Origin of the sequence: Occallatibacter riparius, from assembly GCF_025264625.1 — a bacterium.
Classification (GTDB): Bacteria; Acidobacteriota; Terriglobia; order Terriglobales; family Acidobacteriaceae; genus Telmatobacter; species Telmatobacter riparius.
This window is the reverse complement of record NZ_CP093313.1, coordinates 2,510,364-2,534,116: the sequence shown is the minus strand read 5'-3', so window position 1 is coordinate 2,534,116 and position 23,753 is coordinate 2,510,364. Positions and strand designations below refer to the sequence as shown.

Annotated in this window: 35 protein-coding genes; all 35 read right to left on the bottom strand. The window is 60.1% G+C overall.

The window, feature by feature from the left end; translation table 11 throughout:
• Positions 1-5: 5 nt before the first annotated feature.
• The 35 genes from rplQ to rpsL all read right to left on the bottom strand — a co-directional run bounded on the left by rplQ (position 6) and on the right by rpsL (position 23,109).
• On the bottom strand, positions 6-488 hold the full coding sequence (gene rplQ, locus MOP44_RS10220) for a 50S ribosomal protein L17 (protein ID WP_260795936.1): 483 nt from the start codon (positions 486-488) through the stop codon (positions 6-8).
• 130 nt (positions 489-618) lie between these two features.
• Positions 619-1,713 carry a DNA-directed RNA polymerase subunit alpha gene (locus MOP44_RS10215; protein ID WP_260795935.1) on the bottom strand — a complete coding sequence of 365 codons (1,095 nt, stop codon included), beginning with the start codon at positions 1,711-1,713 and terminating at the stop codon, positions 619-621.
• A gap of 159 nt (positions 1,714-1,872) precedes the next feature.
• Complete coding sequence (gene rpsD, locus MOP44_RS10210) at positions 1,873-2,502, bottom strand: 30S ribosomal protein S4 (RefSeq protein WP_260795934.1); 630 nt, start codon at positions 2,500-2,502, stop codon at positions 1,873-1,875.
• A 172-nt stretch (positions 2,503-2,674) separates the two neighbouring features.
• Positions 2,675-3,094, bottom strand: a complete 420-nt coding sequence (gene rpsK, locus MOP44_RS10205; RefSeq protein WP_260795933.1) for a 30S ribosomal protein S11 — start codon at positions 3,092-3,094, stop codon at positions 2,675-2,677.
• On the bottom strand, positions 3,094-3,480 hold the full coding sequence (rpsM, locus tag MOP44_RS10200) for a 30S ribosomal protein S13 (RefSeq protein WP_260795932.1): 387 nt from the start codon (positions 3,478-3,480) through the stop codon (positions 3,094-3,096). Before rpsM ends, rpsK begins: the two co-directional genes overlap by 1 nt.
• 234 nt (positions 3,481-3,714) lie before the next feature.
• The gene (rpmJ, locus tag MOP44_RS10195; protein ID WP_026445768.1) at positions 3,715-3,828 is read right to left on the bottom strand and encodes a 50S ribosomal protein L36; all 114 of its coding nucleotides are present in this window, start codon (positions 3,826-3,828) and stop codon (positions 3,715-3,717) included.
• A gap of 121 nt (positions 3,829-3,949) precedes the next feature.
• Positions 3,950-4,168 (bottom strand): translation initiation factor IF-1, encoded by a 219-nt coding sequence (gene infA, locus MOP44_RS10190; RefSeq protein WP_026445769.1) that lies wholly within the window; start codon positions 4,166-4,168, stop codon positions 3,950-3,952.
• A gap of 50 nt (positions 4,169-4,218) precedes the next feature.
• Entirely contained in the window at positions 4,219-4,971 is a 753-nt protein-coding gene (map, locus tag MOP44_RS10185; protein WP_260795931.1) for a type I methionyl aminopeptidase, read from the bottom strand.
• Positions 4,972-5,094: 123 nt separating this feature from the next.
• The gene (locus MOP44_RS10180) at positions 5,095-5,814 is read right to left on the bottom strand and encodes an adenylate kinase (RefSeq protein ID WP_260795930.1); all 720 of its coding nucleotides are present in this window, start codon (positions 5,812-5,814) and stop codon (positions 5,095-5,097) included.
• On the bottom strand, positions 5,814-7,199 hold the full coding sequence (gene secY / locus MOP44_RS10175; protein WP_260795929.1) for a preprotein translocase subunit SecY: 1,386 nt from the start codon (positions 7,197-7,199) through the stop codon (positions 5,814-5,816). Before secY ends, MOP44_RS10180 begins: the two co-directional genes overlap by 1 nt.
• 143 nt (positions 7,200-7,342) lie before the next feature.
• Entirely contained in the window at positions 7,343-7,816 is a 474-nt protein-coding gene (gene rplO, locus MOP44_RS10170; protein WP_260795928.1) for a 50S ribosomal protein L15, read from the bottom strand.
• Between the two features lie 119 nt (positions 7,817-7,935).
• Entirely contained in the window at positions 7,936-8,124 is a 189-nt protein-coding gene (rpmD, locus tag MOP44_RS10165; RefSeq protein ID WP_260795927.1) for a 50S ribosomal protein L30, read from the bottom strand.
• Between the two features lie 2 nt (positions 8,125-8,126).
• Positions 8,127-8,636, bottom strand: coding sequence for a 30S ribosomal protein S5 (gene rpsE / locus MOP44_RS10160; protein WP_260795926.1), 510 nt, complete (start codon positions 8,634-8,636; stop codon positions 8,127-8,129).
• Positions 8,637-8,825: 189 nt separating this feature from the next.
• Positions 8,826-9,176, bottom strand: a complete 351-nt coding sequence (gene rplR, locus MOP44_RS10155; RefSeq protein ID WP_260795925.1) for a 50S ribosomal protein L18 — start codon at positions 9,174-9,176, stop codon at positions 8,826-8,828.
• Between the two features lie 123 nt (positions 9,177-9,299).
• Positions 9,300-9,839 (bottom strand): 50S ribosomal protein L6, encoded by a 540-nt coding sequence (gene rplF, locus MOP44_RS10150; protein ID WP_260795924.1) that lies wholly within the window; start codon positions 9,837-9,839, stop codon positions 9,300-9,302.
• A gap of 152 nt (positions 9,840-9,991) precedes the next feature.
• Positions 9,992-10,387, bottom strand: a complete 396-nt coding sequence (rpsH, locus tag MOP44_RS10145) for a 30S ribosomal protein S8 (protein WP_260795923.1) — start codon at positions 10,385-10,387, stop codon at positions 9,992-9,994.
• A 127-nt stretch (positions 10,388-10,514) separates the two neighbouring features.
• On the bottom strand, positions 10,515-10,700 hold the full coding sequence (locus MOP44_RS10140; protein ID WP_260795922.1) for a type Z 30S ribosomal protein S14: 186 nt from the start codon (positions 10,698-10,700) through the stop codon (positions 10,515-10,517).
• A gap of 99 nt (positions 10,701-10,799) precedes the next feature.
• Positions 10,800-11,348, bottom strand: a complete 549-nt coding sequence (gene rplE / locus MOP44_RS10135; protein ID WP_260795921.1) for a 50S ribosomal protein L5 — start codon at positions 11,346-11,348, stop codon at positions 10,800-10,802.
• 199 nt (positions 11,349-11,547) lie between these two features.
• Complete coding sequence (gene rplX, locus MOP44_RS10130; RefSeq protein ID WP_260795920.1) at positions 11,548-11,874, bottom strand: 50S ribosomal protein L24; 327 nt, start codon at positions 11,872-11,874, stop codon at positions 11,548-11,550.
• Between the two features lie 64 nt (positions 11,875-11,938).
• Complete coding sequence (gene rplN / locus MOP44_RS10125; RefSeq protein ID WP_260795919.1) at positions 11,939-12,310, bottom strand: 50S ribosomal protein L14; 372 nt, start codon at positions 12,308-12,310, stop codon at positions 11,939-11,941.
• 21 nt (positions 12,311-12,331) lie between these two features.
• Positions 12,332-12,658: a 30S ribosomal protein S17 gene (gene rpsQ, locus MOP44_RS10120; RefSeq protein WP_260795918.1), complete on the bottom strand. Its 327-nt coding sequence runs from the start codon at positions 12,656-12,658 to the stop codon at positions 12,332-12,334.
• Positions 12,659-12,916 carry a 50S ribosomal protein L29 gene (gene rpmC / locus MOP44_RS10115; RefSeq protein ID WP_260795917.1) on the bottom strand — a complete coding sequence of 86 codons (258 nt, stop codon included), beginning with the start codon at positions 12,914-12,916 and terminating at the stop codon, positions 12,659-12,661.
• Between the two features lie 64 nt (positions 12,917-12,980).
• Positions 12,981-13,442: a 50S ribosomal protein L16 gene (gene rplP / locus MOP44_RS10110; RefSeq protein ID WP_260795916.1), complete on the bottom strand. Its 462-nt coding sequence runs from the start codon at positions 13,440-13,442 to the stop codon at positions 12,981-12,983.
• A gap of 163 nt (positions 13,443-13,605) precedes the next feature.
• Positions 13,606-14,280, bottom strand: a complete 675-nt coding sequence (rpsC, locus tag MOP44_RS10105) for a 30S ribosomal protein S3 (protein ID WP_260795915.1) — start codon at positions 14,278-14,280, stop codon at positions 13,606-13,608.
• Between the two features lie 20 nt (positions 14,281-14,300).
• On the bottom strand, positions 14,301-14,819 hold the full coding sequence (gene rplV / locus MOP44_RS10100; RefSeq protein WP_260795914.1) for a 50S ribosomal protein L22: 519 nt from the start codon (positions 14,817-14,819) through the stop codon (positions 14,301-14,303).
• A gap of 60 nt (positions 14,820-14,879) precedes the next feature.
• Positions 14,880-15,170 carry a 30S ribosomal protein S19 gene (gene rpsS, locus MOP44_RS10095; RefSeq protein ID WP_260795913.1) on the bottom strand — a complete coding sequence of 97 codons (291 nt, stop codon included), beginning with the start codon at positions 15,168-15,170 and terminating at the stop codon, positions 14,880-14,882.
• 15 nt (positions 15,171-15,185) lie between these two features.
• Positions 15,186-16,010 (bottom strand): 50S ribosomal protein L2, encoded by an 825-nt coding sequence (gene rplB / locus MOP44_RS10090; protein ID WP_260795912.1) that lies wholly within the window; start codon positions 16,008-16,010, stop codon positions 15,186-15,188.
• Positions 16,011-16,142: 132 nt separating this feature from the next.
• Positions 16,143-16,436 (bottom strand): 50S ribosomal protein L23, encoded by a 294-nt coding sequence (locus MOP44_RS10085; RefSeq protein ID WP_260795911.1) that lies wholly within the window; start codon positions 16,434-16,436, stop codon positions 16,143-16,145.
• Positions 16,436-17,113, bottom strand: coding sequence for a 50S ribosomal protein L4 (gene rplD / locus MOP44_RS10080; protein ID WP_260795910.1), 678 nt, complete (start codon positions 17,111-17,113; stop codon positions 16,436-16,438). The genes MOP44_RS10085 and rplD overlap by 1 nt, the downstream gene beginning before the upstream one ends.
• 86 nt (positions 17,114-17,199) lie before the next feature.
• On the bottom strand, positions 17,200-17,925 hold the full coding sequence (gene rplC, locus MOP44_RS10075) for a 50S ribosomal protein L3 (protein ID WP_260795909.1): 726 nt from the start codon (positions 17,923-17,925) through the stop codon (positions 17,200-17,202).
• Between the two features lie 224 nt (positions 17,926-18,149).
• Positions 18,150-18,467, bottom strand: a complete 318-nt coding sequence (gene rpsJ / locus MOP44_RS10070) for a 30S ribosomal protein S10 (protein ID WP_026442722.1) — start codon at positions 18,465-18,467, stop codon at positions 18,150-18,152.
• 96 nt (positions 18,468-18,563) lie between these two features.
• On the bottom strand, positions 18,564-19,751 hold the full coding sequence (tuf, locus tag MOP44_RS10065; RefSeq protein ID WP_260795908.1) for an elongation factor Tu: 1,188 nt from the start codon (positions 19,749-19,751) through the stop codon (positions 18,564-18,566).
• A 144-nt stretch (positions 19,752-19,895) separates the two neighbouring features.
• Positions 19,896-21,977: an elongation factor G gene (gene fusA / locus MOP44_RS10060; RefSeq protein ID WP_260795907.1), complete on the bottom strand. Its 2,082-nt coding sequence runs from the start codon at positions 21,975-21,977 to the stop codon at positions 19,896-19,898.
• A gap of 102 nt (positions 21,978-22,079) precedes the next feature.
• A complete protein-coding gene (gene rpsG / locus MOP44_RS10055; protein WP_260795906.1) occupies positions 22,080-22,553 on the bottom strand; it encodes a 30S ribosomal protein S7 in 474 nt (157 codons plus the stop codon).
• A gap of 154 nt (positions 22,554-22,707) precedes the next feature.
• Positions 22,708-23,109: a 30S ribosomal protein S12 gene (gene rpsL / locus MOP44_RS10050; RefSeq protein ID WP_260795905.1), complete on the bottom strand. Its 402-nt coding sequence runs from the start codon at positions 23,107-23,109 to the stop codon at positions 22,708-22,710.
• Positions 23,110-23,753: the final 644 nt, after the last annotated feature.

The following is a 23,753-nucleotide window of genomic DNA, read 5'->3' as shown; positions in this document are numbered from 1 at the left end:
AAGCGTTAGGCCGCTTCTTCGTTGCCGCCTTCGCCTTCTTCCTTCTTGGCTTCTTCGAGCTGCTTCTCGAGCTCTTCGCGCTTCTTGGCCTTCGCGTCGGCGCGCTTCTGAGCCTTGGCTTCGAGCTGCTTCTCGGCTCCGAGCAGTTCGATGAATGCCTTCTCCGCGCCGTCGCCGCGCTGGAAACCAGTGCGAACGATACGCAGATAGCCGCCCTGCCGATCGCCGTAGCGCGGAGCCACGGTTTCGAACAGGCGGGTAACGGCCTCGTCGGTCTGGAGGAAGGCGAGAGCCTGACGGCGCGAGTGCAGATCGCCCTTCTTGCCCAGGGTGATCATCTTCTCCACGTGCGGGCGAACCGCCTTGGCCTTGGCCACGGTGGTGTGCACGCGGTCTTCCACGATAACGGACGTGACCAGGTTGCGCAGTAGCGCGCGACGATGGCTGGTGTTGCGTCCGAGCTTGAATCCGGCATTGCGATGGCGCATGGTGAAACTCTCTTTCGACTCAGTGATCAGTATTCAGTGATCAGTGATCCAATCGGGCCGGGTCTGCCAGTGATCAGCCGCCGGCTTGCTCGCGGCGAACTGATCACTGACAACTGACCACTGATCACTGTCAGAAGTTCTCGGTCTCTGTCGGCAACTGAAGATCCACCGAATCCAGCGGCTCGTCTTCGTCGTCGTAACGGTTGTAGCTGGCGGCAAGCGCGGCGGCCGGAGGAATGCTCGTCGGTCCGGGGACTGCGTTGCCCTGCTCGTCGATCTTCATGCCCAGGCTCAGGCCCATCTGCGCGAGAATTTCCTTGATCTCGTTCAGGCTCTTGCGGCCGAAGTTCTTGGTCTTCAGCATCTCGGCTTCGGTCTTCTGCACCAGCTCGCCGATGGTCTGAATGTTGGCGTTCTTCAGGCAGTTGTAGCTGCGGACGCTGAGTTCAAGCTCTTCCACGGAGCGATTCAGATTGTCGTTGCGGATGATCGGTCCACCCGCTTCGCTACGCGCTTCCGAATCCATCTCCTCTTCAAAGTTGATGAAGATGTTCATGTGGTCCTTCAGCAGCTTGGCGGCCAGGCCGACAGCGTCGGCGGGCAGTACAGCTCCGTTGGTCCACACTTCGAGTCCGAGCTTGTCGTAGTCGGTGATCTGTCCCAGACGGGCAGCATCGACCGCGTAGTTGACGCGGCGCACGGGCGAGTGCACCGAATCCACGGGAATGAAGCCTAGTCCGAGATCGCCATCGAAGTTCTTGTCGGCCGAAACATACCCGCGGCCGCGCTTCAGGCGCATTTCCATCTCGAGCTTGCCGCCTTCCGAAACGGTGGCGAGATAAACGTTCTTGTCCAGGATCTCAACGTCGCCATCGGCTTCAATCATGCCGGAGGTCACGACGCCGGGCTGGTCAGCGCGCAGATAGAGCGCCTTGGGGCCTTCCCCATTGAGCTTGAAAGGAACCTGCTTGAGGTTCAGGATGATGTCGGTGGCGTCTTCCACCACTCCCTGGATCGACTGGAACTCGTGCAGCACGCCTTCAATGCGGATCGCGGTGACGGCGGCGCCTTCGATGCTGCTCAGCAGCGTACGGCGCAGTGCGTTGCCGATCGTGGTGCCAAATCCGCGCTCGAAAGGCTGGGCGCTGAACTTGCCGTAGGTTTCGCTCAGTGTCTCGGCATCAACTGCCAGACGCTTGGGTTTTTGGAATCCTCTCCAAAGCATATTCATCTCTCAATTCCCGCGCGGCGAGTACGTCGCGAAGCATTCTGCGGCGGCCGCGCAAGTGCTCCTTCTTGGTTGGATTGGGCCGGTAGCTCGCGGCCTGTAGCCGGTAGCTCAGAACTCTGGCTACAGGCTACTGGCTACAAGCTGCAGGCTGCCTTACTTGCTGTACAGTTCGACGATCAGCTGTTCGTTGATCGGTAGGTTAATATCCTGACGCTTGGGCAAGTGCAGAACGCGGCCGGACATGTTCTCGAAGTTCGGTTCTAGCCACGACGGAACGGGGTTCTGCGCGGCGTACTGCACGCCCTGCTCAACCACGACAAGCTTCTTGGCGCCTTCACGGATCGCGATCTCGTCGCCCACGTTCACCTGGTACGACGGGATGTTGACCTTCTTGCCGTTCACAAGCACGTGGCCGTGGCGCACAACCTGGCGAGCCTGGCGGCGCGAAATGGCAAAGCCGAGCCGATAGGCAACGTTGTCCAGGCGGCGCTCGAGCTGCTGAATGAGCAGTTCGCCAGTGACGCCCTGTGCACGGTTGGCCTTCTCGTAGTACGCGCGGAACTGGCCTTCGAGCGTGAAGTAGATACGCTTGGCCTTCTGCTTCTCATGCAGCTGCAGGCCGTAGCCCACGATCTTGGCCTTACGGTCCTTGCCGTGCTGTCCCGGGGGAAAGTTGCGCTTCTCGATCGGGCAGCGATCGGAGTGGCACTTGGTGCCCTTCAAAAAAAGCTTGGTGCCTTCGCGACGGCAAAGGCGGCAGACTGCTCCGGTATAACGAGCCATTTCTTCTCCTGACTTCGGATGACGGCCGGTTTACATCTCTCGGATGAGACTCCATCCCGGCCCATTGTTTTGAGGGAGTAGGCAGTAGGGAATAGGGAGCAGAAAGCCAATGCTGCGGGCCAGTCGAAACTCCGTTTTCTATTCCCTACTCCCTGTTCCCTATTCCCTGTTCTTACACGCGCCGACGCTTCGGAGGACGGCAACCGTTGTGCGGCACCGGCGTGACGTCGCGGATCGACTTCACTTCGATGCCCGCGGCTGCGAGCGCGCGGATAGCCGACTCGCGGCCCGACCCCGGACCGGCAACGCGAACGTCCACGGCACGAAGGCCGTGATCGCGCGCCATGCCGGCAGCGTTCGAAGCAGCCTGCTGCGCCGCGAAGGGAGTTCCCTTGCGCGAACCGCGGAAGCCGAGCGAACCCGAGCTCTTCCAGCTGATGGTGTTGCCCACCTGGTCGGTGATGGTGACGATTGTGTTGTTGAACGAGGCCTGAATGTGGCAGATGCCGTATGGCACATTCTTTCGTTCGCGCTTCTTGAACTTCTTGTTCTTGCCCGCCTTGCCGGCGGCGCCCTTCTCTGGTTTCGCCATTAGGTCTTCGCCGTCGCTTTCTTCTTGTTGGCCACCGTGCCCTTACGCGGTCCCTTACGGGTGCGGGCGTTGGTGTGGGTGCGCTGTCCACGCACGGGCAGCGAACGGCGGTGCCGGTTGCCGCGATAGCTCTGGATGTCGATGAGGCGCTTGATGTGCATCTGGACGTCCTTGCGGAGATCGCCCTCTACATCACCCTCGTCCTCGATCACCTGGCGGATGTGGTTGACCTCTTCTTCGCTCAGGTCCTGCACCTTCTTGAAGGCGTCAACATTCGCCTTCTCGAGGATGGACTTGGCGCGAGGGTCACCAATGCCGTAGATGTACGTAAGCGCGATCCGTGCCTGTTTGTTGCGGGGCAGATCGACGCCAGCAATACGTGCCATTTGGATTCCTTTGCTGCTTCTTGTTATGTGCCGCCGGCCTAGCACCGGTTCGCACGGGTTAATCCGGAAATCCTCCGGGGTTCATCGCAAGCCTTGACTCAAGCTAACTAGCCCCTGAATTGCAGGAGTTGGGAAGAGTGTTTACGGAGTAGAAACTGATTGCCGTGCCTTCTACTCCCTATTCCCTACTGCCTATTCCCTGCTTTCTGGAGTTTCCTTCTACACCAGGCTTAATTAGCCCTGGCGCTGCTTGTGCTTTGCGTTCTCGCAGATCACACGAACCACCCCACGGCGGTTGATGACCTTGCACTTCACGCAAATCTTCTTCACTGATGCACGGACCTTCATCTGCTTTGTTGCCCTTCTCCGCGCATCTTTAGGACGACGCGGGGTGTATCGAGCCTGTAGCTCATAGCCTGTAGCTCGTAGCTTTGACGCTACTCGCTACCGGCTGCAGGCTACCGGCTACCTATTTGTAGCGGTAAACGATCCGTCCGCGATTGAGATCGTAGGGGCTCAGTTCCACCGCCACCCTGTCGCCAGGCAGGATGCGGATAAAGTTCTTGCGCATTCTTCCGGAAACATGGGTCAACACCTCGTGGTTATTCTCGAGCTTGACCTTGAACATGGCATTGGGCAACGTCTCAATGACCGTTGCCATTACCTCAATCGCATCTTCCTTCGACAATCGATATCCCGCTTCTGGGCGCTCACGCGCTCCAAGGTTTTGGACCGAAATCAGTCGGTCAGGATCCTTGACCCGGTGTCGGTCACCGCCACCGTGTGCTCAAAGTGAGCACTCATGCTTCCATCGTCGGTCACTGCCGTCCAGCCATCGCGCAGCACGCGCACTTCCGGCTTGCCGGCGTTAACCATGGGCTCGATGGCAATCACCATGCCGGGTCGCAGCTTCATGCCGCGACCAGCCTCGCCAAAGTTCGGCACCTGCGGATCTTCGTGCATCTTCGATCCAATGCCGTGCCCCACAAAATCACGCACTACTGAAAACCCTTCGGCTTCAACCACCGACTGTACTGCCGCGCCGATATCGCCCAGCGTGGCGCCTGGCTTCACCGCCGCGATACCCGCATGAAGCGATTGCTCCGTCACCTTCAGCAGCCGGTCGGTCTTCGGATCGATCTTTTCGCCCACCGGAACCGTGATGGCCGCATCACCGTAATAGCCGTCGATAATCGCCCCGCAGTCGATCGAAACGATGTCGCCATCCTTCAGAACCCGCTTCGCCGAAGGAATACCGTGGACGACCTCGCTGTTGATCGAAGTGCACAGCACCGCGGGAAAACCATGGTAGCCCTTGAATGCCGCCTTGGCGCCGAGTTCCGCAATCCGCTTATCCGCAGCGTTCTCCAGGTCGAGAGTCGTAGCGCCAGGCTTAACCATTCCGCGCACGAGCTCGAGCACCTCGCGGACCACACGGCCCGCGCGGCGCATCTTCTCGATCTCTTGCGATGACTTCAGTACAACAGCCACGAAACAGTTCTCAGTTCTCAGTCGTCAATTCTCGGTCAGCCCCGCTGCCAGTCCGAGACTGACAACTGAAAACTGACCACTGACAACTGCCGTCACACGCACAAACCCGCCGTTTCAGCTGCGCTACTCCTTGCGCAGCCGCTCAACGGCGGCAATGATTCCGGCAGCCACCACATCGATGGCTCGGTCTCCGTCCACTTCCGCGAAACGTCCCAGTCCCCGGTAGTGCTCGATAACGGGCGCGGTTTGAGCAGCATACACGCGCATGCGCTCAGTAAAAGCCTCTTCCGTATCGTCCGCTCGCTGGACCAGAGCCGCACCCTCTACATCACAGATGCCGACCATCGCGGGCGGCTTCATGTAGATGTTGTAGATGGTCTGGCAGACAGGACAGTTCCTGCGACCGGTAATCCGGCGCAATAACTGATTATAGTCGACCTGGATGCTGACAGCAACCACCGGCAGTGTCTCCGGCTGTGCCGAAAGGCGCCCATCTAGCCATCCCGCCTGACCCAGCGTACGCGGGAAACCATCGAGAATGAAGCCGTTAACCGTGTCCGGCTGCTTCAGTCGGACCGCCACCATCTCGTTGACCAGGGAATCCGGGACCAGGTTTCCCGAGTCCATGGTCTGTTTGGCGATCTTGCCGAGTTCCGTGCCCTGGGCCACGTTGGCCCTGAGCAGATCCCCTGTCGAGATCTGGGGAATATCCCAGATCTTCACCAATTCCTTGGCCTGGGTCCCCTTGCCAACCCCAGGCGCGCCTAACAAAAGAATCGGGCCGGGAACGGTCTTTCGACTCAATTCCCAGCCATGTTCAATCGTAGAACTCAATGACGACATTACCAGGTTTTCCTTCCCCGAATGCGACCGGAACGCGGGGAAAAGCCCTCATAGTGACGCATGATAAGCTGCGACTCGATCTGGTTGATGGTGTCCATGGCGACACCCACTACGATGAGCAGCGACGTGCCGCCAAAGTAGAAGTTGACCCCGAAGCCATGAGTCACCCAATTGGGCAGGCTTTCGAAAACACGGCCCACCAGGAACAGCTGGTCCAGACGAAGACCCGAAATCATGTAGGTCGGAATCAGATAGATCAGGAACAAATAAAGTGCGCCGACCAGCGTGATCCGGGTGAGGATGTCGTTGATGAAGTCCGAGGTGCGCTTGCCGGGCCGAATGCCCGGGATGAACGAACCTGACTTCCTGAAGTTATCGGCGATGTCATCGGGCTTCATCACGATCGACACGTAAAAGTACGCAAAGAAAATGATGCCTACAAAGTTCAAAAAGACGTACCAGGGGTAGCCCGGCTGCAAAGCCCGAAGGATCGGCTCGAAGAACCGGTTGTTCTGCACCCACTCGGATTGCGAGAACAACAGCGGCGCCGAAAGAATTGAACTGGCGAAGATGATGGGCATGACGCCGCCCGAGTTGACCTTCAGCGGCAGGTGGCTTGAGGCTCCGCCCATCATGCGGCGGCCGACGATGCGGCGCGCGCTCTGGATGGGGATGCGGCGTTCGCTGCGCTCGACGTACACGATGAACGCAACCACCAGGATCATGGCAGCCAGCATCAGGATGATACCGAGGAACGTGAACGATCCCCAGGCATTCGTCTGGATCTTATTGACCAGTTCGCCCACGCCATGCGGCAGGCCGGCAACGATGCCGGCGAAGATCAGCAAGCTCATGCCATTACCGATGCCCCGATCCGTAATCTGCTCGCCCAGCCACATGATGAAGGCTGATCCGGTGGTGAGAGTGAGAATCGTCAGTAGGATGAAGCCGAATCCCGGGTGCAGAACCAATCCCTGCTTAGTGAGGATGGCCGCGATGCCGATCGACTGCAGCGCTGCCAGAACAACCGTCATGTAGCGCGTCCACTGCGTGATCTTCCGGCGGCCGAGCTCGCCTTCCTTCTGGATCCTGGCCAGCGGCTCATAGACCACCGTCAGCAACTGGAAGATGATCGACGCCGTGATGTACGGCATGATGCCCAGCGCGAAGATCGTCATACGGCGCAGGTTGCCGCCGCCAAACAGGTTCATCAGGCCGAGAGCCGAACCGCTCTGCTGATCGAACAGCCGTTCAAGCAGGGTGAAGTTCACGCCGGGAGTGGGAAGCCACGCGCCGAGACGGTACACAGCCAGAATGCCAAGGGTGAACAGAACTCGCTTGCGGAGATCCGGAATGCGGAAGATATTGAGGAACTTCTCGACCATGCTCAGGTATCCAGCTTCAGGCGCCTGGGCGCCGGAAATTTACGGGTGTGCTTCCATCTTACGCGCGAATGAGGTTTGCTGTCGCGCTTGTGGAACGCTGCTGCCCCAAGTCCCTCGATTTAGGGGACGTGGGGCAGTGTGTTCTATGCCTTGGCTTCCGCAGGCGCTCCGCCCAGCAGCACAACCTTGCCGCCGGCCTTCTCGATCTTTTCCTGGGCCGACTTAGAGAACTTGTGCGCGTGGATGGTGACCGCAGTCGTCAGCTCGCCCGATCCGAGGATCTTGATCAGCGGCTTCTTCTGCGAGGCCAATCCGAGCTTGCGATAGTCGTCCAGCGCGATCTCCTTCACGCCTTCGAGCTCAGCAATACGGTCCAGGTTCACAACCGTGTACTCGGTGCGGAAGATGTTGGTGAAGCCGCGCTTCGGGAGACGGCGGTGCAGCGGCATCTGGCCGCCTTCAAAACCGCGCATCAGGCTGGAGCCCGAACGGGAACCCTGGCCCTTGTGGCCGCGGGTCGAGGTCTTGCCCATGCCGGAGCCCATACCGCGGCCGACACGCTTGCGCGCCGTATTGGCGTTCTTGGGCGCGCGCAGGTTCGATAGATTCTTTGCCATGATATTCCTCGCTAATAGCGCCGGCCGGAGGGGTTCCAGCACGACTCGCGTTGTGAGCCCTTAGCTTGAAGCCGGTAGCCAGTAGCAAGAGCTACGAGCTACTGGCTGTTGGCTAATAGCTAGTTCTCAACAATCCGCACCAGGTGCGGAATCGCCTTCACCATGCCGCGCACCGAGGGAGTATCCTCACGCTCGACGATCTGGTTCAGGCGGGTGAAACCGAGGCCCTTCACCACCAGCTTGTGTTTCACCGGGGTGGCAATGGCCGAACGGTAGTACTGAATGCGAATCTTCTTATTTTCGGCCATGATTAGAGCTCCTCAACTGTCTTGCCGCGCGTGTTGGCCACTTCGGCCTTGTCGCGCAGCTGGATGAGCGCATCGAACGTCGCCTTGATCACGTTGTGGGGATTGGCGGTGCCTAGGCTCTTGGTGAGCACATTCTGCACGCCGGCCGAGGTCATCACCGCACGCACCGCGCCGCCCGCGATCACACCGGTACCTTCAGGAGCCGGCTTGAGCAGCACGTGGCCGGAGCCAAAGCGGCCCAGCACCTGGTGCGGAATCGTGGTGTCCGTCAGGTTGATCTTGACCAGGTTCTTCTTGGCCGCCTCGATTCCCTTGCGGATCGCCTGGGGAACTTCCTTGGCCTTGCCCGAACCGTAGCCCACCACGCCCGAACCGGCGTCGCCCACCACAACCAGTGCGGCGAACGACATGTTCTTGCCGCCCTTGACCACCTTGGTCACGCGATTGATGGCCACCACCTGATCCTTCAGGTTGTACTGGTTGGCATCAAGCTTCTTCTTCAACGTCGTCATTCTTTATTCCTTCCGGGCGCGCCCTGCGTCACCCTGGAAACCTCTGCTGAAACTTCTCATAGAAACCGGCCGCAACTCCCGGCCGTAGTAGCCGCACCCGAAGGTGCTTGGCTTATAGCTCATAGCCCTTAGCTTGTAGCCAGCACCTTCAAAGCTGCGAGCTACAGGCTTCTGGCTTCTGGCCAGAACTTAGAACTCGAGGCCTGCTTCGCGCGCCGCGTCGGCCAGCGCCTTGATGCGGCCGTGATACAGGTAGCCGCCGCGGTCGAACACGACCTTGGTCACGCCCTTTTCCTTCGCGAGCTCGGCGATGGTCTTGCCGATCTCCTTGGCAGCCGCAACGTTGCCGCCCGTCTTCGCCTTGATCGACGAAGCCGAAACGATGGTCACGCCGGCGTGATCGTCGATCACCTGCGCATAGATGTGGTTGACCGAGCGGTACACGTTCAGGCGCGGACGCTCGGCGGTGCCGGCGAGTTTGCGGCGGATGCGCGCGTGAATGCGCTTGCGAATTTCGTTTCTCTTGGTCTGCGTGATCATTTCAGTCTCTTTTCCTATCAGCGGAACCGCCTTGCGGATCCGTTCGGGTAATTCAGCTTGTAGCTCGCAGCCAGCAGCTTGTAGCTTTCCTGTTTCGAGCTACAGGCTACCGGCTACTAGCCGTTACTTCGCGCCCGTCTTGCCGGCCTTCTTCTTCAGCTTCTCGTCCGAGTAGCGCACGCCCTTGTTCTTGTAGGGATCAGGCTTGCGCAGCGAACGCATATCGGCGGCAACCTGGCCAACCTTCTGGCGATCAATGCCGCTCACCGTCAGGTGCGTCTGCTTCGGGTCGATCGTCACTTCAATGCCTGTGGGCAACGGGAACTCAATCGGGTGCGAGTAGCCGAGCGTGAACACCACGGTGTTCTTGCCCTTCATCTCCGCGCGGTATCCAATACCGACGATGTCCAATTCCTTCTTCCAGCCTGCGGTCACGCCCTGCACGGCGTTGAACACCAGCGCGCGAGTCAGGCCGTGGAAGGCAGCGAACTTGTCATCCTGGCGGTTCACCAACAGATGACCGTCCTTGGTCTCGAGCGTGATGCCATTAGCGATCAACGCCGTGACCTTACCCTTGGGCCCTTCCACCGTGACGGTGTTGCCTTCAACCTTGTACTTGACGCCCGACGCCAGCGGGATCGGCTTCTTTCCAATACGCGACATTCTTCAAATCCTTATTGGCTTGCGAGTCCCGACGAGTTGAGTCATCGTTCCACTGCAGCCCTGAGAGCGCCGCCCTCAGTCGAACAAAACTTACTTGGCTCCGACAAGAATCCATTCAGGCCCGCCGAAGGCAGTTGCCTGGACGGCCAGTCCTACCAAACTTCGCAAAGAACTTCGCCGCCCACGCCTTCACGGCGCGCTTGACGGCCGGTCATAACCCCTTTGGGGGTAGTCATGATCGAGATGCCCAGTCCGCCCTGTACACGCTTGATCTCATCGCGGCCGATGTAGACACGGCAGCCGGGACGGGAGATGCGGGCGAGGTCGCGAATGGCCGATTCCGTTCCGCCGTACTTCAGGTACACGCGGAGGATCTGCTTGCCTTCCTCTTCCTGGGTCTTGTAGTTCGAGATGTAGCCCTCTTCCTTGAGAATGCGGGCAATCTCGGTCTTCAGCTTCGAAGCCGGCACGTCCAGCTTCTGGTGGCGGGCACGGATCGCATTCCGGATGCGCGCCAGAAAATCTGCTACGGGGTCGGTCAGACTCATTCCTTCTCCTTCATTCCCCGTTCGCTCTCGCACTTTGAGAGAACCCGCGGGAATGGTTACTACAGCTTGTAGCTCGCAGCCGGCAGCCTGCAGCTCTCGCTACTGGCTCCTGGCTACGAGCTGCCTTTTACCAGCTCGACTTCACGACGCCGGGGATCTCTCCCTTGAGCGCCAGGCCGCGGAAGCACAGACGGCAAACGCCGAACTTACGCAGATAGCCGCGCGGGCGGCCGCAGAGCTTGCAGCGGTTGTGCTTGCGGGAGCTGAACTTGGGCTTCCGCGCGTCCTTCACAGCTTTTGCAGTGGTTGCCATAAAATCCTCAAAAGTTCGTAGTTCCTAAGTTCGTAGTTCTCAGCGATTCAGTTGGCGGCTCGCAACTACGAACTGTGAACCGTGAACTATGAACTGCCATTACGCGCCCTGGCGGAACGGCATGCCAAAGGCCCGCAGAAGCGCGCGCGCCGAGTTGTCGTCCTGGGCCGTGGTCACGATGGTGATGTTCATGCCCTTCAGCTTCTCAACCTTGGAGTAATCAATCTCCGGGAAGATCAGCTGGTCGCGCAGACCGAGCGTGTAATTGCCACGCCCGTCAAAGCTCTTCGTCGAAACGCCGCGGAAGTCGCGAACGCGCGGCAGAGCCGTCGAGATCAGGCGATCCAGGAACTCATAGGCGCGATCGTGGCGCAGTGTAACCATGGCGCCGATCGACATGCCCTCGCGAACCTTGAAGGCCGCGATGGACTTCTTGGCCTTGGTCGTCACAGGCTTCTGGCCGGCGATTGCGGCCAGATCCGCAACCAGCGGATCGAGCAGCTTGTTATTCTGCGTAGCCTCGCCGAGGCCCATGTTCAGCACGATCTTCTCAAGCCTCGGCACTGCCATCGGGTTCTCGAGCCCGAGTTCCTTCTGCAGAGTCTGCTTGATCTCCTTGTGATACTTCTCTCTCAGCCTTGCTGCCATTTCGTCTTTGCTCTCTTTCTACCGGTCTCGGAGTGGCTTAATGCCGTGTACCGTTGCGGTAGGTGTTCAATTCAGCCTGTAGCCAGGAGCCATTAGCCTGTAGCTCGTGCATCCTGACTATTCGCTGTATTTGCTGTTTCAGCGTCGGTCCCTGTAACTGGCGCTCCAAGCTGCGGGCTACAGGCTACCGGCTGTTCTTCTACTTCTTCGCGACCAGAGTCTGTCCGCACTTCTTGCACACGCGGACCTTGGTGTCGCCGTCCTTCTTGTAGCCCACGCGCGTCGGTCCACAGTTCGGGCAGACCAAAGCAACGTTCGACACGTTGATGGGCGATTCCTGCTCGGCGATGCCGCCCTTGGTGCGCTTACCGGTCTTCGAGGAGACGGTCTTCTTGACCACGCGGACGTGCTCCACGAGCACCGTGCCGTTGTCAGGGAAGACGCGCAGCACGCGGCCCTGCTTGCCGCGGTCGGAGCCCGTGAGGACCTGGACCGTATCGTTGCGATGAATGTTCAAGCTCTGCATGATTTCTCCAAAACAGCTTGTAGCTTGTAGCCCGTAGCTACCGGCTACTGGCTACCGGCTGCTTTTAGACCACTTCCGGTGCCAGCGAAACGATCTTCAAAAACTTCTTTTCGCGCAGTTCGCGGGCCACGGGACCGAATACGCGGGTGCCCACCGGCTCGTGCGCATCGTCGATCACAACAGCCGCGTTCTCATCGAAGCGGATGTAGGTTCCGTCCCGACGACGATATTCCTTGCGGGTGCGGACGATAACCGCCTTCACAACCTTGCCCTTCTTGACGGTGCCATCGGGCGAGGCTTCCTTCACCGCGGCGGTAATCACGTCGCCGAGCGAGGCCTTCTTGCCTAGGCCGCCGCCGAGCGGCAGGATCATCTGCAGCTTGCGCGCGCCGGAGTTGTCGGCGACGGCGAGCATGGTTCTCATTTGTACTGCCATGGTCTCTTCTCCCTTGCTCGATTAGCTCGCAGCCTGCGGCGTCTGGATTTCTTCAATCTGACCGAGCGAGGAGCGGCGGACGATCTCTTCCAGCGTCCAGCGCTTCAGCTTGCTCAGGGGCCGGGTCTCGCGGATGCGGACCACATCGCCAACGCGAGCGGAGTTCTGCTCATCGTGGGCATAGAACTTCTTGGAGCTCTTGATGATTCGCTTGTACTTCGGATGCGCCTTGCGCATTTCCACTTCGACCACGATGGTCTTCTGCATCTTGGTCGAGACCACGTTGCCGACCTTCTCATTGCGCCGCGAAGTTGCCGCCGGCGTCTGCTGTGTTTCCTGAGTCGCCATTTAGCGTGCTCCCTTCTTGGCCTTCGCCGAGGTCGTTGCAGTCGCGCCGTCCTTGCTGGCGCCGCGAATGCCCAGTGAGCGCTCCCGCGCTACGGTCTTGATGCGGGCGATGTCCTTGCGCAGCTCACGGAGCTTCTTCGCTCCCGAGCTCGGATCCATCGCCATCTGGAAGCGAATTCGGAAAAGCTGCTCGGCCGAGGTCTTCTCCTGGGCCGCCAGTTCGTCGTCGCTCAAGCTGCGAATCTTATTGAGTTCCATTCCAATTCTCTCTTTTGCGGTGCGCTTCCCTCACGGGCACGTGACCGCGGTCTTCTCGCCCGGCTTATGCAGCCGGCGTCTTCTCTGCGGAAGCAGCAGCAGCAGCCTTCTCAGTTGCGCCGGGGCGCTGGACGAACTTCACCTTGAGCGGCAGCTTGTTCGAGGCTAGACGCATAGCTTCCTGAGCAACGTCAGGGGCCACACCTTCCATCTCGAACAGGATCTTGCCGGGGCGCACAACTGCCACCCAGTGATCCAGAGCACCCTTACCGGAGCCCATTCGGACTTCGGCCGGCTTCTTGGTGATCGGCTTATCCGGGAACAGGCGCAGCCAGATCTTGCCACCGCGCTTGATGAACCGGGTCATGGCGATACGGCTGGCCTCGATCTGACGATCGGTGATATAGCCGGCCTCCAGGACCTTCAGTCCGTATTCGCCGAACGCAAGCGAAGAACCACGCCACGCCTTACCGCGGCGCTTGCCCTTCTGCTGCTTGCGATATTTTACCTTCTTTGGCATCAACATAGCGAAACCCTCAAAACCAGGGATCAGGGATCAGGGATCAGGGATCAGTTCGATCCGCGGCCCAACGCCCGTCCCGGGCAACTTACGATTCTTCCAAACAAACTTGCCGTGATCCCGCAACCGGGTCTTCTGTTCCCTGTTGCCTGATCCCTGTTCCCTGCCTTTAAAACACTCCCGACGTACCCACGTTGGGCTGCTCGCGCCGGCGCTTCTGCTCGTAGATATCGCCGCGGTAAATCCACACCTTTACGCCGATCTGGCCATATGTGGTCTCCGCCTCGCTAAAGCCGTAGTCGATATCGGCCCTCAGCGTGTGCAGCGGCAAACGTCCCTGCAGATACCACTCGGAGCGGGCGATTTCGTTGCCGTTCAGGCGGCCCGATACACGAACCTTGATGCCCTTGCAGCCGAAACGCAGCGCCGAATCCACAGACTTTCTCATAGCGCGGCGGAAGCTGACGCGCTTTTCGAGCTGCAGCGCAATATTCTCCGACACCAGCTGCGCATCGAGCTCCGGCTTGTTCACCTCGACGATGTCGATGAACACGTCGCGGTTGGTGCGCTTGCCCAGCTCCGTCTTGAGCTTCTCGATCTCGGCGCCCTTGCGGCCGATCACGATACCTGGACGAGCCGTGCGGATGATGAAGCGCAGCTTGTTGCCGGGGCGCTCAATCTCCACCGAGCTCACGCCGGCGGCCTTCAGCTTGTCGCGCAGCTCGGCCTTGAGCTTCACGTCCTCGACAAGGAGCTTGTCGTAATCGCGCTCAGAGAACCAGCGCGAGCGCCAGGGCTTGTTCACTCCCAGCCGGAATCCGTAAGGATGGACTTTCTGTCCCATAATCAGTTCCTCTCAGTCGCCTACTTGGCGGCCTTCTTCGCCTTCGGCGCTGCCGACGCGGACTTCTTGGTTGCTGCTTTCTTCGCGGGAGCCTTCTTCACAGCCGTCTTCTTGCCGGCCGACTTCTTTGCAGGCTTCGCCGGCTCTTCCACCGTCGTCACCAGGCTCGCTCCGCCATTGCGCTCTGCCACCGATACGATGATGTGTGCAAGCCGGCGCTGATAGCGATAAGCACGGCCCATGGGGGCAGGGCGGATGCGCTTCATGCGCGGGCCTTCGTTGGCCAGGGCGTTCTTGACGTAGAGATTGTCCACGTCCAGATCGATGCCCTGCTCGCCGGCCACGTACTTGGCGTTGTCCACCGCCGAGGTGAGCAGCTTGTGGATCACCGGAGCAATGCGCTTCTTGGTGAAGGCCGCCGTCTCCAGCGCCTCCTGAATCCCCCGGCCCTTGATCAGGTCGAGCACCAGGCGCGCCTTCTGGGGCGACACGCGCTGAAACTTGGCCTCGGCCCGGTATTCTTTTGTCTCGACTGCCATTGGTCTGTCCTCAATCTCTCGGCCAGGGACTGAGCGCTCCCTGGTCCATAGTTCCTGTCTTTACCGCGCCTTGGCGCCGGCCTCAGCCTTGCTGCCAGCCGTGTGTCCCTTAAACGTGCGGGTGGGCGCGAACTCGCCCAGCTTGTGGCCCACCATGTTCTCCGTCACGTACACGGGAACAAACTTCTTGCCGTTGTGCACGGCGATGGTGTGGCCCACGAACTCGGGGAAGATGGTGGAGCGACGCGACCAGGTCTTGATGACCTTGCGATCGTTGGCCGCATTCATTCCCTCGACCTTCACCATCAGGTGCGTGTCTACAAACGGTCCTTTTTTCGTCGAACGTGCCATGAATCTCCGCTCCCTTTACTTCGACCGGCGGTTGACGATGAATGCATCGGTCCGCTTGTTGTTGCGTGTCTTGTATCCGCGCGTCGGCTGGCCCCACGGGGTCACCGGATGACGGCCGCCTGAGGTCTTACCTTCACCGCCGCCGTGCGGGTGGTCGACCGGGTTCATCGAAACGCCGCGGTTGGTCGGGCGAATGCCCTTCCAGCGGTTGCGTCCGGCCTTGCCGATCGAAACGTTCTCGTGGTCCGTGTTGCCCACCTGGCCGATGGTCGCCATGCACTCCACCAGCACCTTGCGGGTCTCGCCCGAAGGCAGCTTGAGCAGCGCGTAGTCGCCTTCCTTGGCCACCAGCTGCGCCTGCGCACCGGCCGAACGCGCCATCTGCGCGCCCTTGCCGGGACGAAGCTCGATCGCGTGCACCGTAGTGCCGGCGGGAATGTTCTTCAGCGGCAGCGCGTTGCCAACCAGGATGTCGGCCTCAGCACCGGACATCACCTTGGCGCCCACCTTCAGCCCCACGGGCTGCAGGATGTAGCGCTTCTCACCGTCGGCGTAGTGCACCAGAGCAATGCGGGCCGAGCGGTTTGGATCGTACTCGATCGTCGCAACCGTGCCCGGAACGCCGGCCTTGTCACGCTTGAAGTCGATCAGGCGAATCTTCTGCTTGTGGCCGCCGCCGTGATGGCGGATGGTCAGATCGCCCGAGTTGCGGCGGCCGCCCGTGCGCTTGCGCGTCGTCAGCAACGGCTTATGCGGCGTCGACGTAGTGATATCGTCGTTCACCTGCGTCGTCTTGAACCGCAGCGTCGGCGTTATCGGTCTGTATGTCTTGATTGCCATTGTCTTAGTCCTGGAGAATTCGCGCGGTCTTCAGCGCCTCTCTCCCCGTTTCTCCGGATCGCTCAATCGCGTTCCGATATCCCTTGCTGTGAGCCGGTAGGTTTTCTACTCCCTACTCCCTGTTCCCTGCTTTTACAGGTTGCTCACGTACTCCGGCATCTTCTCGCCGGCCTTGAGCCGGACGTATGCCTTCTTCCAGTCGGGGCGGAAGCCCGCGAACTTGCCGCGGCGGCGCTCCTTGCCCAGAACGTTGGAAGTGCGAACCGCTGCCACCTTGACCTTGAACAGAGCCTCAACAGCCTGCTTCACTTCGGTCTTGGTCGCTTCGGGAGCCACATCGAACACCAGCGTCCCTTCGGTTTCCTTTACATTCAGGCCCTTCTCAGTGATGAGGGGGCGGCGAATCGTCGTATAGAGTGTCGGCATTACGCAGCCTCCGTCTGTGCCGCGAGCTTGCGCTTCGACACCGATTTCGCGAGAGCTTCCGTGAGCTGCTCGATAGCGGCCTTCGAGAAGATGGCCACGTCATAGCGGAGCAGATCATACGGATGCACTTCGTTGTTCAGCACCAGCTCCACGCCGTCCAGGTTGCGCGCGCCGAGCAGCAGGCCCTTGCTGAGGGTCTTGCCGTTCTCCACGAGCAGCGCCGTACGGGTCACGCCCAGCTTCTTCAGCGCGTTGTGGTAGAGCTTGGTCTTGGCCTCGGCGATCTCGAGCGAGTCGACGATCGTCAGCTTGCCGTCAGCCAGCTTGGCCGCGAGAGCCGAGCGCAGCGCGCCCAGCAGCTTCTTGCGCGGGAAGGCATAGTCGTAGCTGCGCGGCTGAGGTCCGTGGACCGTGCCGCCATGTCTCCACAAAGGAGACCGCACCGAGCCGACGCGAGCCCTGCCCGTGCCCTTCTGCTTCCACAGCTTCTTGCCGGAGCCGGCCACGAGCTTGCGGTTCTTGGTGGCGTGCGTGCCCTGGCGCAGTGAGGCGCGATAATGCTTCACCGCCTCCCACAGCAGGGCTTCGTTCACCTGGTCAGCGGCAAACACCGCATCGGCCAGCTCGACCGAGCCCACCTTTTCCCCATTCAGATTAACTACATCCACTTGTGCCATGTTCTTCTTCTTCCGCTGACTCACTTGCCCGTCAGCTCTCAAGCTTTGTCGCACCCATCCGGGCGCATATTTCTGGTCAGGCCTGCTTATTTCCTCTTTGCAGTCGCCTTCTTCGAAGCCTTCAGCGGATCGACCGTACCGGATCCGGCGAAGCCACGGCGTTCACGCGGCGGAGCCACAGCCTTGCGGATGAACACATAGCCATCGCGAGGGCCAGGTACCGCACCTTCCACCATCAGCAGGTTCTCGTCCAGGTCGATGCCACGGATGCGCAGGTTGCGAACAGTGATTTGATCGGTCCCGAAGTGACCGGGCATCCTCTGTCCGGGGAACACGCGCGACGGGAACGATGAAGCGCCGATCGAGCCCTGCACCTGGAACATATGGCCGTGCGACTTGGGGCCGCCGCCGAAATTGTGGCGGCGCACAACGCCCGCGAAACCGCGGCCCTTCGACGTGCCAATCACGTCTACAAACTTCGCGTCGCTGAAGATGTCCACCAGCACGCGGTCGCCTGCCTTCGTGCCCTCTTCGCCTTCCGCAGCGGCTTCAACGGCCACTTCGCGGATCTCCTTCACCGGCGGAGCGTCGGTCTTGGCCAGATGGCCCGCTTCCGGCTTGGTCAGCTTGCTGGCCTTCACAAACTCAACCAGTCCGATCTGTGCGGCTTCGTAGCCGTCCTTGGCCATCGTCTTCAACTGCGTCACCACGCATGGGCCGGCCTGCAGCACCGTAATCGGATGCACATCGCCCTTTTCGTCGAAGACCTGCGTCATACCGATCTTTTTACCTAGAATTCCCGTAACTGCCATGTTCTTCTCACCTCATCATGCGACGCTTGTCTCGTCGCACTGCCGGAACTTGTTCCGTGGGCTTTCGGCTTTGCGATCCGGCCTCTGGCTCACTGTCACAACGTCCTGTTGTGTTATCCCTATCTACTTCCCCGCCTATCTAAAACGAGCCCAGAGGCCGGGACTTCCAAACCGCGGTCCGATTCAGCCGTCAGTTTCGATCACTGACCACTGATCACTGACCACTATTTCTCAAAGGCCTTGATCTCGACGTCCACGCCGGCCGGGAGATCGAGCTTCATCAGCGCGTCCACCGTCTGCTGCGTCGGCTCGAGAATGTCGATCAGACGCTTGTGCGTACGAATCTCGAAAGCCTCGCGCGACTTCTTGTCCACGTGCGGCGAACGCAGCACGCAGTACTTGTTCTTGATCGTCGGCAAAGGAATCGGTCCGGCAACCTGGGCGCCCGTGCGCTTGGCCGTATCCACGATCTCGCCGGTAGAGGTGTCGAGCACACGATAGTCGTATGCCTTCAACCGGATGCGAATTCTCTGTCCTACCATGGCTCTTCTTTCCAAGTGATCAGTGAGAGCTGATCAGATTTCGCTGCCGCACCGAACTTTTCGCCCGAAGGGCGGTCCGCCCGGCGCGGCCAGCGCCTACTTGATGATTTCCGCAACCGTGCCGGCGCCCACCGTGCGTCCGCCTTCGCGGATAGCAAAGCGCAGACCCTTTTCCAGAGCCACAGGCGTGATCAGCTCGATCGTCAATTCCACGTTGTCGCCCGGCATCACCATCTCTGTGCCTTCCGGCAACTCCGCAACTCCCGTCACGTCGGTCGTACGGAAGTAGAACTGCGGACGGTAGCCCTTGAAGAACGGAGTATGACGGCCGCCCTCTTCCTTCGACAGAACGTACACCGTGCCCTTGAAGTTGGTGTGCGGCGTGATCGATCCGGTCTTGGCCAGAACCATCCCGCGCTCCACGTCTTCCTTGGGAATGCCGCGCAGCAGCAAGCCGGCGTTGTCCCCAGCCAGACCTTCGTCCAGCTGCTTCTTGAACATTTCCACGCCCGTCACAACCGTCTTGCGCGTCTCGCGGAAGCCCACGATCTCGACTTCCTCGCCCACCTTCACCTTGCCGCGCTCGATACGGCCCGTCACCACGGTGCCGCGGCCCGAGATCGAGAAGATGTCTTCAATCGGCATCAGGAACGGCAGATCCACCGCGCGGTTGGGCTGCGGAACATACTGGTCCACCGACTCCATCAGCTCGTCGATCTTCTGTTCCCACTGCGCTTCGCCGTTCAGCGCGCCCAGAGCAGAGCCGCGGATCACCGGAACGTCATCGCCCGGGAACTGGTACTTCGACAGAAGCTCGCGCACTTCCATCTCCACCAGGTCAATCAGTTCCGTGTCTTCCACCGCATCGCACTTGTTCAGGAACACCACCATCGAAGGCACGCCCACCTGGCGGGCCAGGAGCACGTGCTCCTTGGTCTGCGGCATCGGACCATCGGTCGCTGCCACAACGAGAATGGCGCCGTCCATCTGCGCCGCGCCCGTGATCATGTTCTTGATGTAGTCGGCGTGGCCGGGGCAGTCCACGTGCGCGTAGTGGCGGTTCTTGGTCTCGTACTCCACGTGCGCCGTCGCGATCGTGATACCGCGCTCGCGCTCCTCAGGTGCGTTGTCGATCGAGTCGAACGAACGGAATGCGATCTTCGGGTTGTGCTTCGACAATACCTTCGTGATCGCCGCCGTCAACGTCGTCTTGCCGTGATCGATGTGTCCAATCGTGCCCACGTTCACGTGAGGCTTCGAACGATCAAATTTTTCCTTCGCCATAAAAGTCCTGAATCCCTTTCGTAGCTCTTGCTTCCCGTTTTCCGCATGGGGCGCCGGCTATCCGGCTCCAGCCCCAAAACCCGGCCCGTAGCCTGTAGCTCGTAGCCCTTAGCTTCTGGCTACCGGCTACTAGCTACCGGCTCATCACTTTCCTTGCGCCCGTCCAATGATCTCATCCGCGATCATGCGCGGCGCTTCTTCGTAGCGAGCGAACTGCATCGAGTACGACGCGCGGCCCTGTGTGCTGGAGCGGATGTCGTTCACGTAACCGAACATCTCCTTCAGCGGCACAATCGCCTTGATCAGCTGCGAACCGCCCGCGTGCTCCATGCCCTCGATGCGGCCGCGGCGCGAATTGATGTCGCCGATGATGGTTCCCATGAACTCCTCGGGCACCGTCACTTCGACCGCCATCACCGGCTCCAGCAGAACCGGGCTGGCCTTCTTCGCCGCATCCTTGAATGCCATTGAGCCGGCAAACTTGAATGCCATTTCGTTCGAGTCGACTTCGTGGTAGCTGCCGTCGTAGAGATGCACCTTGACATCGACCACCGGGAAGCCAGCGAGAATGCCCAGTTCCAGCGCACCCTGCACACCCTGATCGATGGGCTTGATGTATTCCTTCGGAACCACGCCACCCTTGATGTCGTTGACGAACTCGTAACCCTTGCCCGGCTCGTTCGGCTCGATGCGAACCTTCGCGTGGCCGTAGTTGCCCGAACCGCCCGTCTGGCGAATGTACTTGCCTTCACCCTCTGCAGCCTTGCGGATCGTCTCGCGGAAGGCAACCTTGGGCTCGCCCACATTGGCCTCGACCTTGTGCTCGCGCTTCATGCGATCCACAAGAATTTCGAGGTGCAGTTCACCCATACCGCTGATGATTGTCTGGCCCGAATCCTCGTCGGTGCGAACCTTGAAGGTCGGATCCTCATCCGCGAGGCGTGAAAGCGCGATACCCATCTTCTCCTGGTCGGCCTTGGTCTTCGGCTCAATCGCCACCGAGATCACAGGCTCCGGGAAGGTGATGGCGCCGAGCGCAATCGCGTGGTGCGGATCGCTCAGCGTGTCGCCCGTCTTCAGATCCTTCAAGCCCACGCAGGCGCAGATGTCGCCGGCCAGAACCTCGGTGATGTCCTCACGCTTGTTGGCGTGCATCTTCACCAGGCGGCCGATGCGCTCCGTCTTGCCGGTACGCGGGTTGACAATCGTGTCGCCCGTCTTCAGCGTACCCGAGTAGATGCGGATGAACGAGAGCTTGCCGAACGGATCGTTGATCAGCTTGAAGACCAGCGCCGACATTGGCTCACTGTCATCCACCTTGCGGTAGAGCTTCTCGTCCGGATGCGAAGGATTGATGCCTTCCACCGGCGGCTTGTCCAGCGGCGAAGGCAGATAATCCACCACCGCGTCAAGCAGCGTCTGCACGCCCTTGTTCTTGAACGCCGAACCGCAGATCACCGGGAACACCTTCAGGTCGATGACGGCCTGGCGGATGCCTGCCTTGAGCTCTTCCTTGGTCGGCGTCTCGCCTTCCAGAAACTTCTCGAGCAGAACGTCGTCGGTCTCGGCAATCACCTCGATGAGCTGCATGCGGAAGGCTTCTGCCTTCTTCTTCAGATTCTCGGGGATCTCTTCGACCGAGTACTTGGCACCCATGGTCTCGTCGTGCCAGAGGATCGCCTTCATCTCGATCAGGTCGACCACGCCCTTGAAGTTGGCTTCAGCGCCGATGGGAATCTGCAGAGCCACAGGCTTCGCGCCCAGCCGCTTGCGGATCGTGTCCATCACGTGCTCGAAGTCCGCGCCGTTCTTGTCCATCTTGTTGACGAAGCAGATACGCGGAACCTTGTACTTGTCGCCCTGGCGCCACACGGTCTCAGTCTGCGGCTGAACGCCGGAAACAGAGTCGAACACCGCGACTGCGCCGTCGAGAACGCGCAGCGAGCGCTCCACTTCGGCCGTAAAGTCGACGTGCCCCGGCGTGTCGATGATGTTGATGCGGAAGTTGTTCCACATGCACGTCGTCGCAGCCGAAGTAATAGTGATGCCGCGTTCCTGCTCCTGCTCCATGTAGTCCATGGTCGCGGTGCCTTCGTGCACTTCGCCGATGCGGTGCGTAATGCCCGTGTAGAACAGGATGCGCTCTGTCGCTGTCGTCTTTCCGGCGTCGATGTGCGCCATGATACCGATGTTCCGGCAACGATTCAGAGGAATATTGCGAGCCACAGTCTCAAATCCTTGCGGGCGGGGATGCCCGCGGTTAACTTCTTACTTCCTTCGATCCAGCGCCCGGACCACTTTCGATCCGGGCCAATCTCAATGTCTGCTCTACCAGCGGTAGTGCGCGAACGCCCGGTTGGCTTCTGCCATACGGTGCACGTCTTCCTTCTTCTTCATCGCGGCGCCGCGGCCATTGGCGGCATCGAGCAGCTCATTCGTGAGCTTGTCGACCATGCCCTTCTCACCGCGGGCGCGGCCATAGCTGATCAGCCAGCGGATCGCCAGCGAAGTGCGGCGATCGGGATTCACTTCGATCGGCACCTGATAGTTGGCACCGCCCACGCGGCGGGTCTTGACTTCGAGCAGCGGCTTCACGTTCTCCACGGCCTTCTTGAACAGCTTGAGCGCATCGTCTCCGCCGCCCTTCTCCTCCAGGTTCTTCATCGACTGGTAGAAGATGCCCTGCGCGGTCGACTTCTTGCCGCCCCACATCATGGAGTTCACAAACTTGGTCACGAGCGTCGACCCGTAAACCGGATCCGGCGCGACTTCCCGCTTCGAAATGTGCCCTTTTCTCGGCATAGTTCCTCAAAACTCTCTTGCGCACTTAAGCGCGTCTTCTACTGCCCCAGTCCCGGCCCTATACTCCGTCCGGGAACCGAAAAACCACAGTTCACAGTTCTTAATTCCCAGCACTTCACGGCTACGAACTACAAACTGTGAACTACGAACTCAGTTACTTCTTCTTCGCCGGAGTCGCCGCACCGCCCTTGGCGCGCTTGGCTCCGTACTTCGAACGGCTCTGCTTCCGGTTGGCTACGCCCACCGAGTCCAGAGTGCCGCGGACCACGTGATAACGCACGCCCGGCAGATCCTTCACACGGCCGCCGCGGATAAGCACAATCGAGTGCTCCTGCAGATTGTGGCCAATGCCGGGAATATAGGTGGTGACCTCGATGCCGTTGGTCAACCGTACGCGGGCCACCTTACGCAGCGCCGAGTTCGGCTTCTTGGGCGTCTGGGTGTACACGCGGGTGCAAACGCCGCGGCGCTGGGGCGAGGCCTGCAATGCTGGCGACGCCGTCTTGTAGCGGGGGGCCGTACGCCCCTTGCGGACAAGTTGATTAAAAGTAGGCAAACCGAAACTCCTTACCCAGATCCTGCACTTCGTTCAGCCAGTCGCGCGCAGACTCTTCGGGTCGTTCTGGCATCGGATGAGCTCATCAGCCCGCTCCAAACGCACAGAAGCCCGGTTCTGCTTCGCGTCTGTCTTCTTCCCATCTCAGACGAGAACCAGGACGGTGGCTGTACGCCCCTTTAATGCTTGGGGGCCAACTCCGTTTCGCCGGTTCCGGCTCGCATAGCCCTTCAAGGTGAAGAACGCGCGAGCGCCGTAGCGATACTTGCGATCCCAAAGCAGATGAGCAACTTAAGCTCGTCTCGACCCTGCCCCGGATCGGCTTTGCCCCTGCCCTTGCAAGATAAGAGCTGATTTCGGAGCCTGTCTGGCCGGCCTTCTACCCTGCCTGGCCGCAGGACCAACCCGCGCTTCACTTTCCTGCCCGGGTCTCCCGTACGCCTCTCTACGTTAAAGCACACCAAAAGAGACGTTCTTGCGGAACCTTTTGAGAATAACAAGAAACTGAGGTCGGGTCAACGAATTGCTATGTGAGTTCGCTTGTTCACTTAATTAGATCATTTTGCAGGCGGTCGGATTCACCTCGAACGGCGCTCCCAGATCCATCCACCGGTTCTGAACACCGATCAAAACGCCGCGGGTAC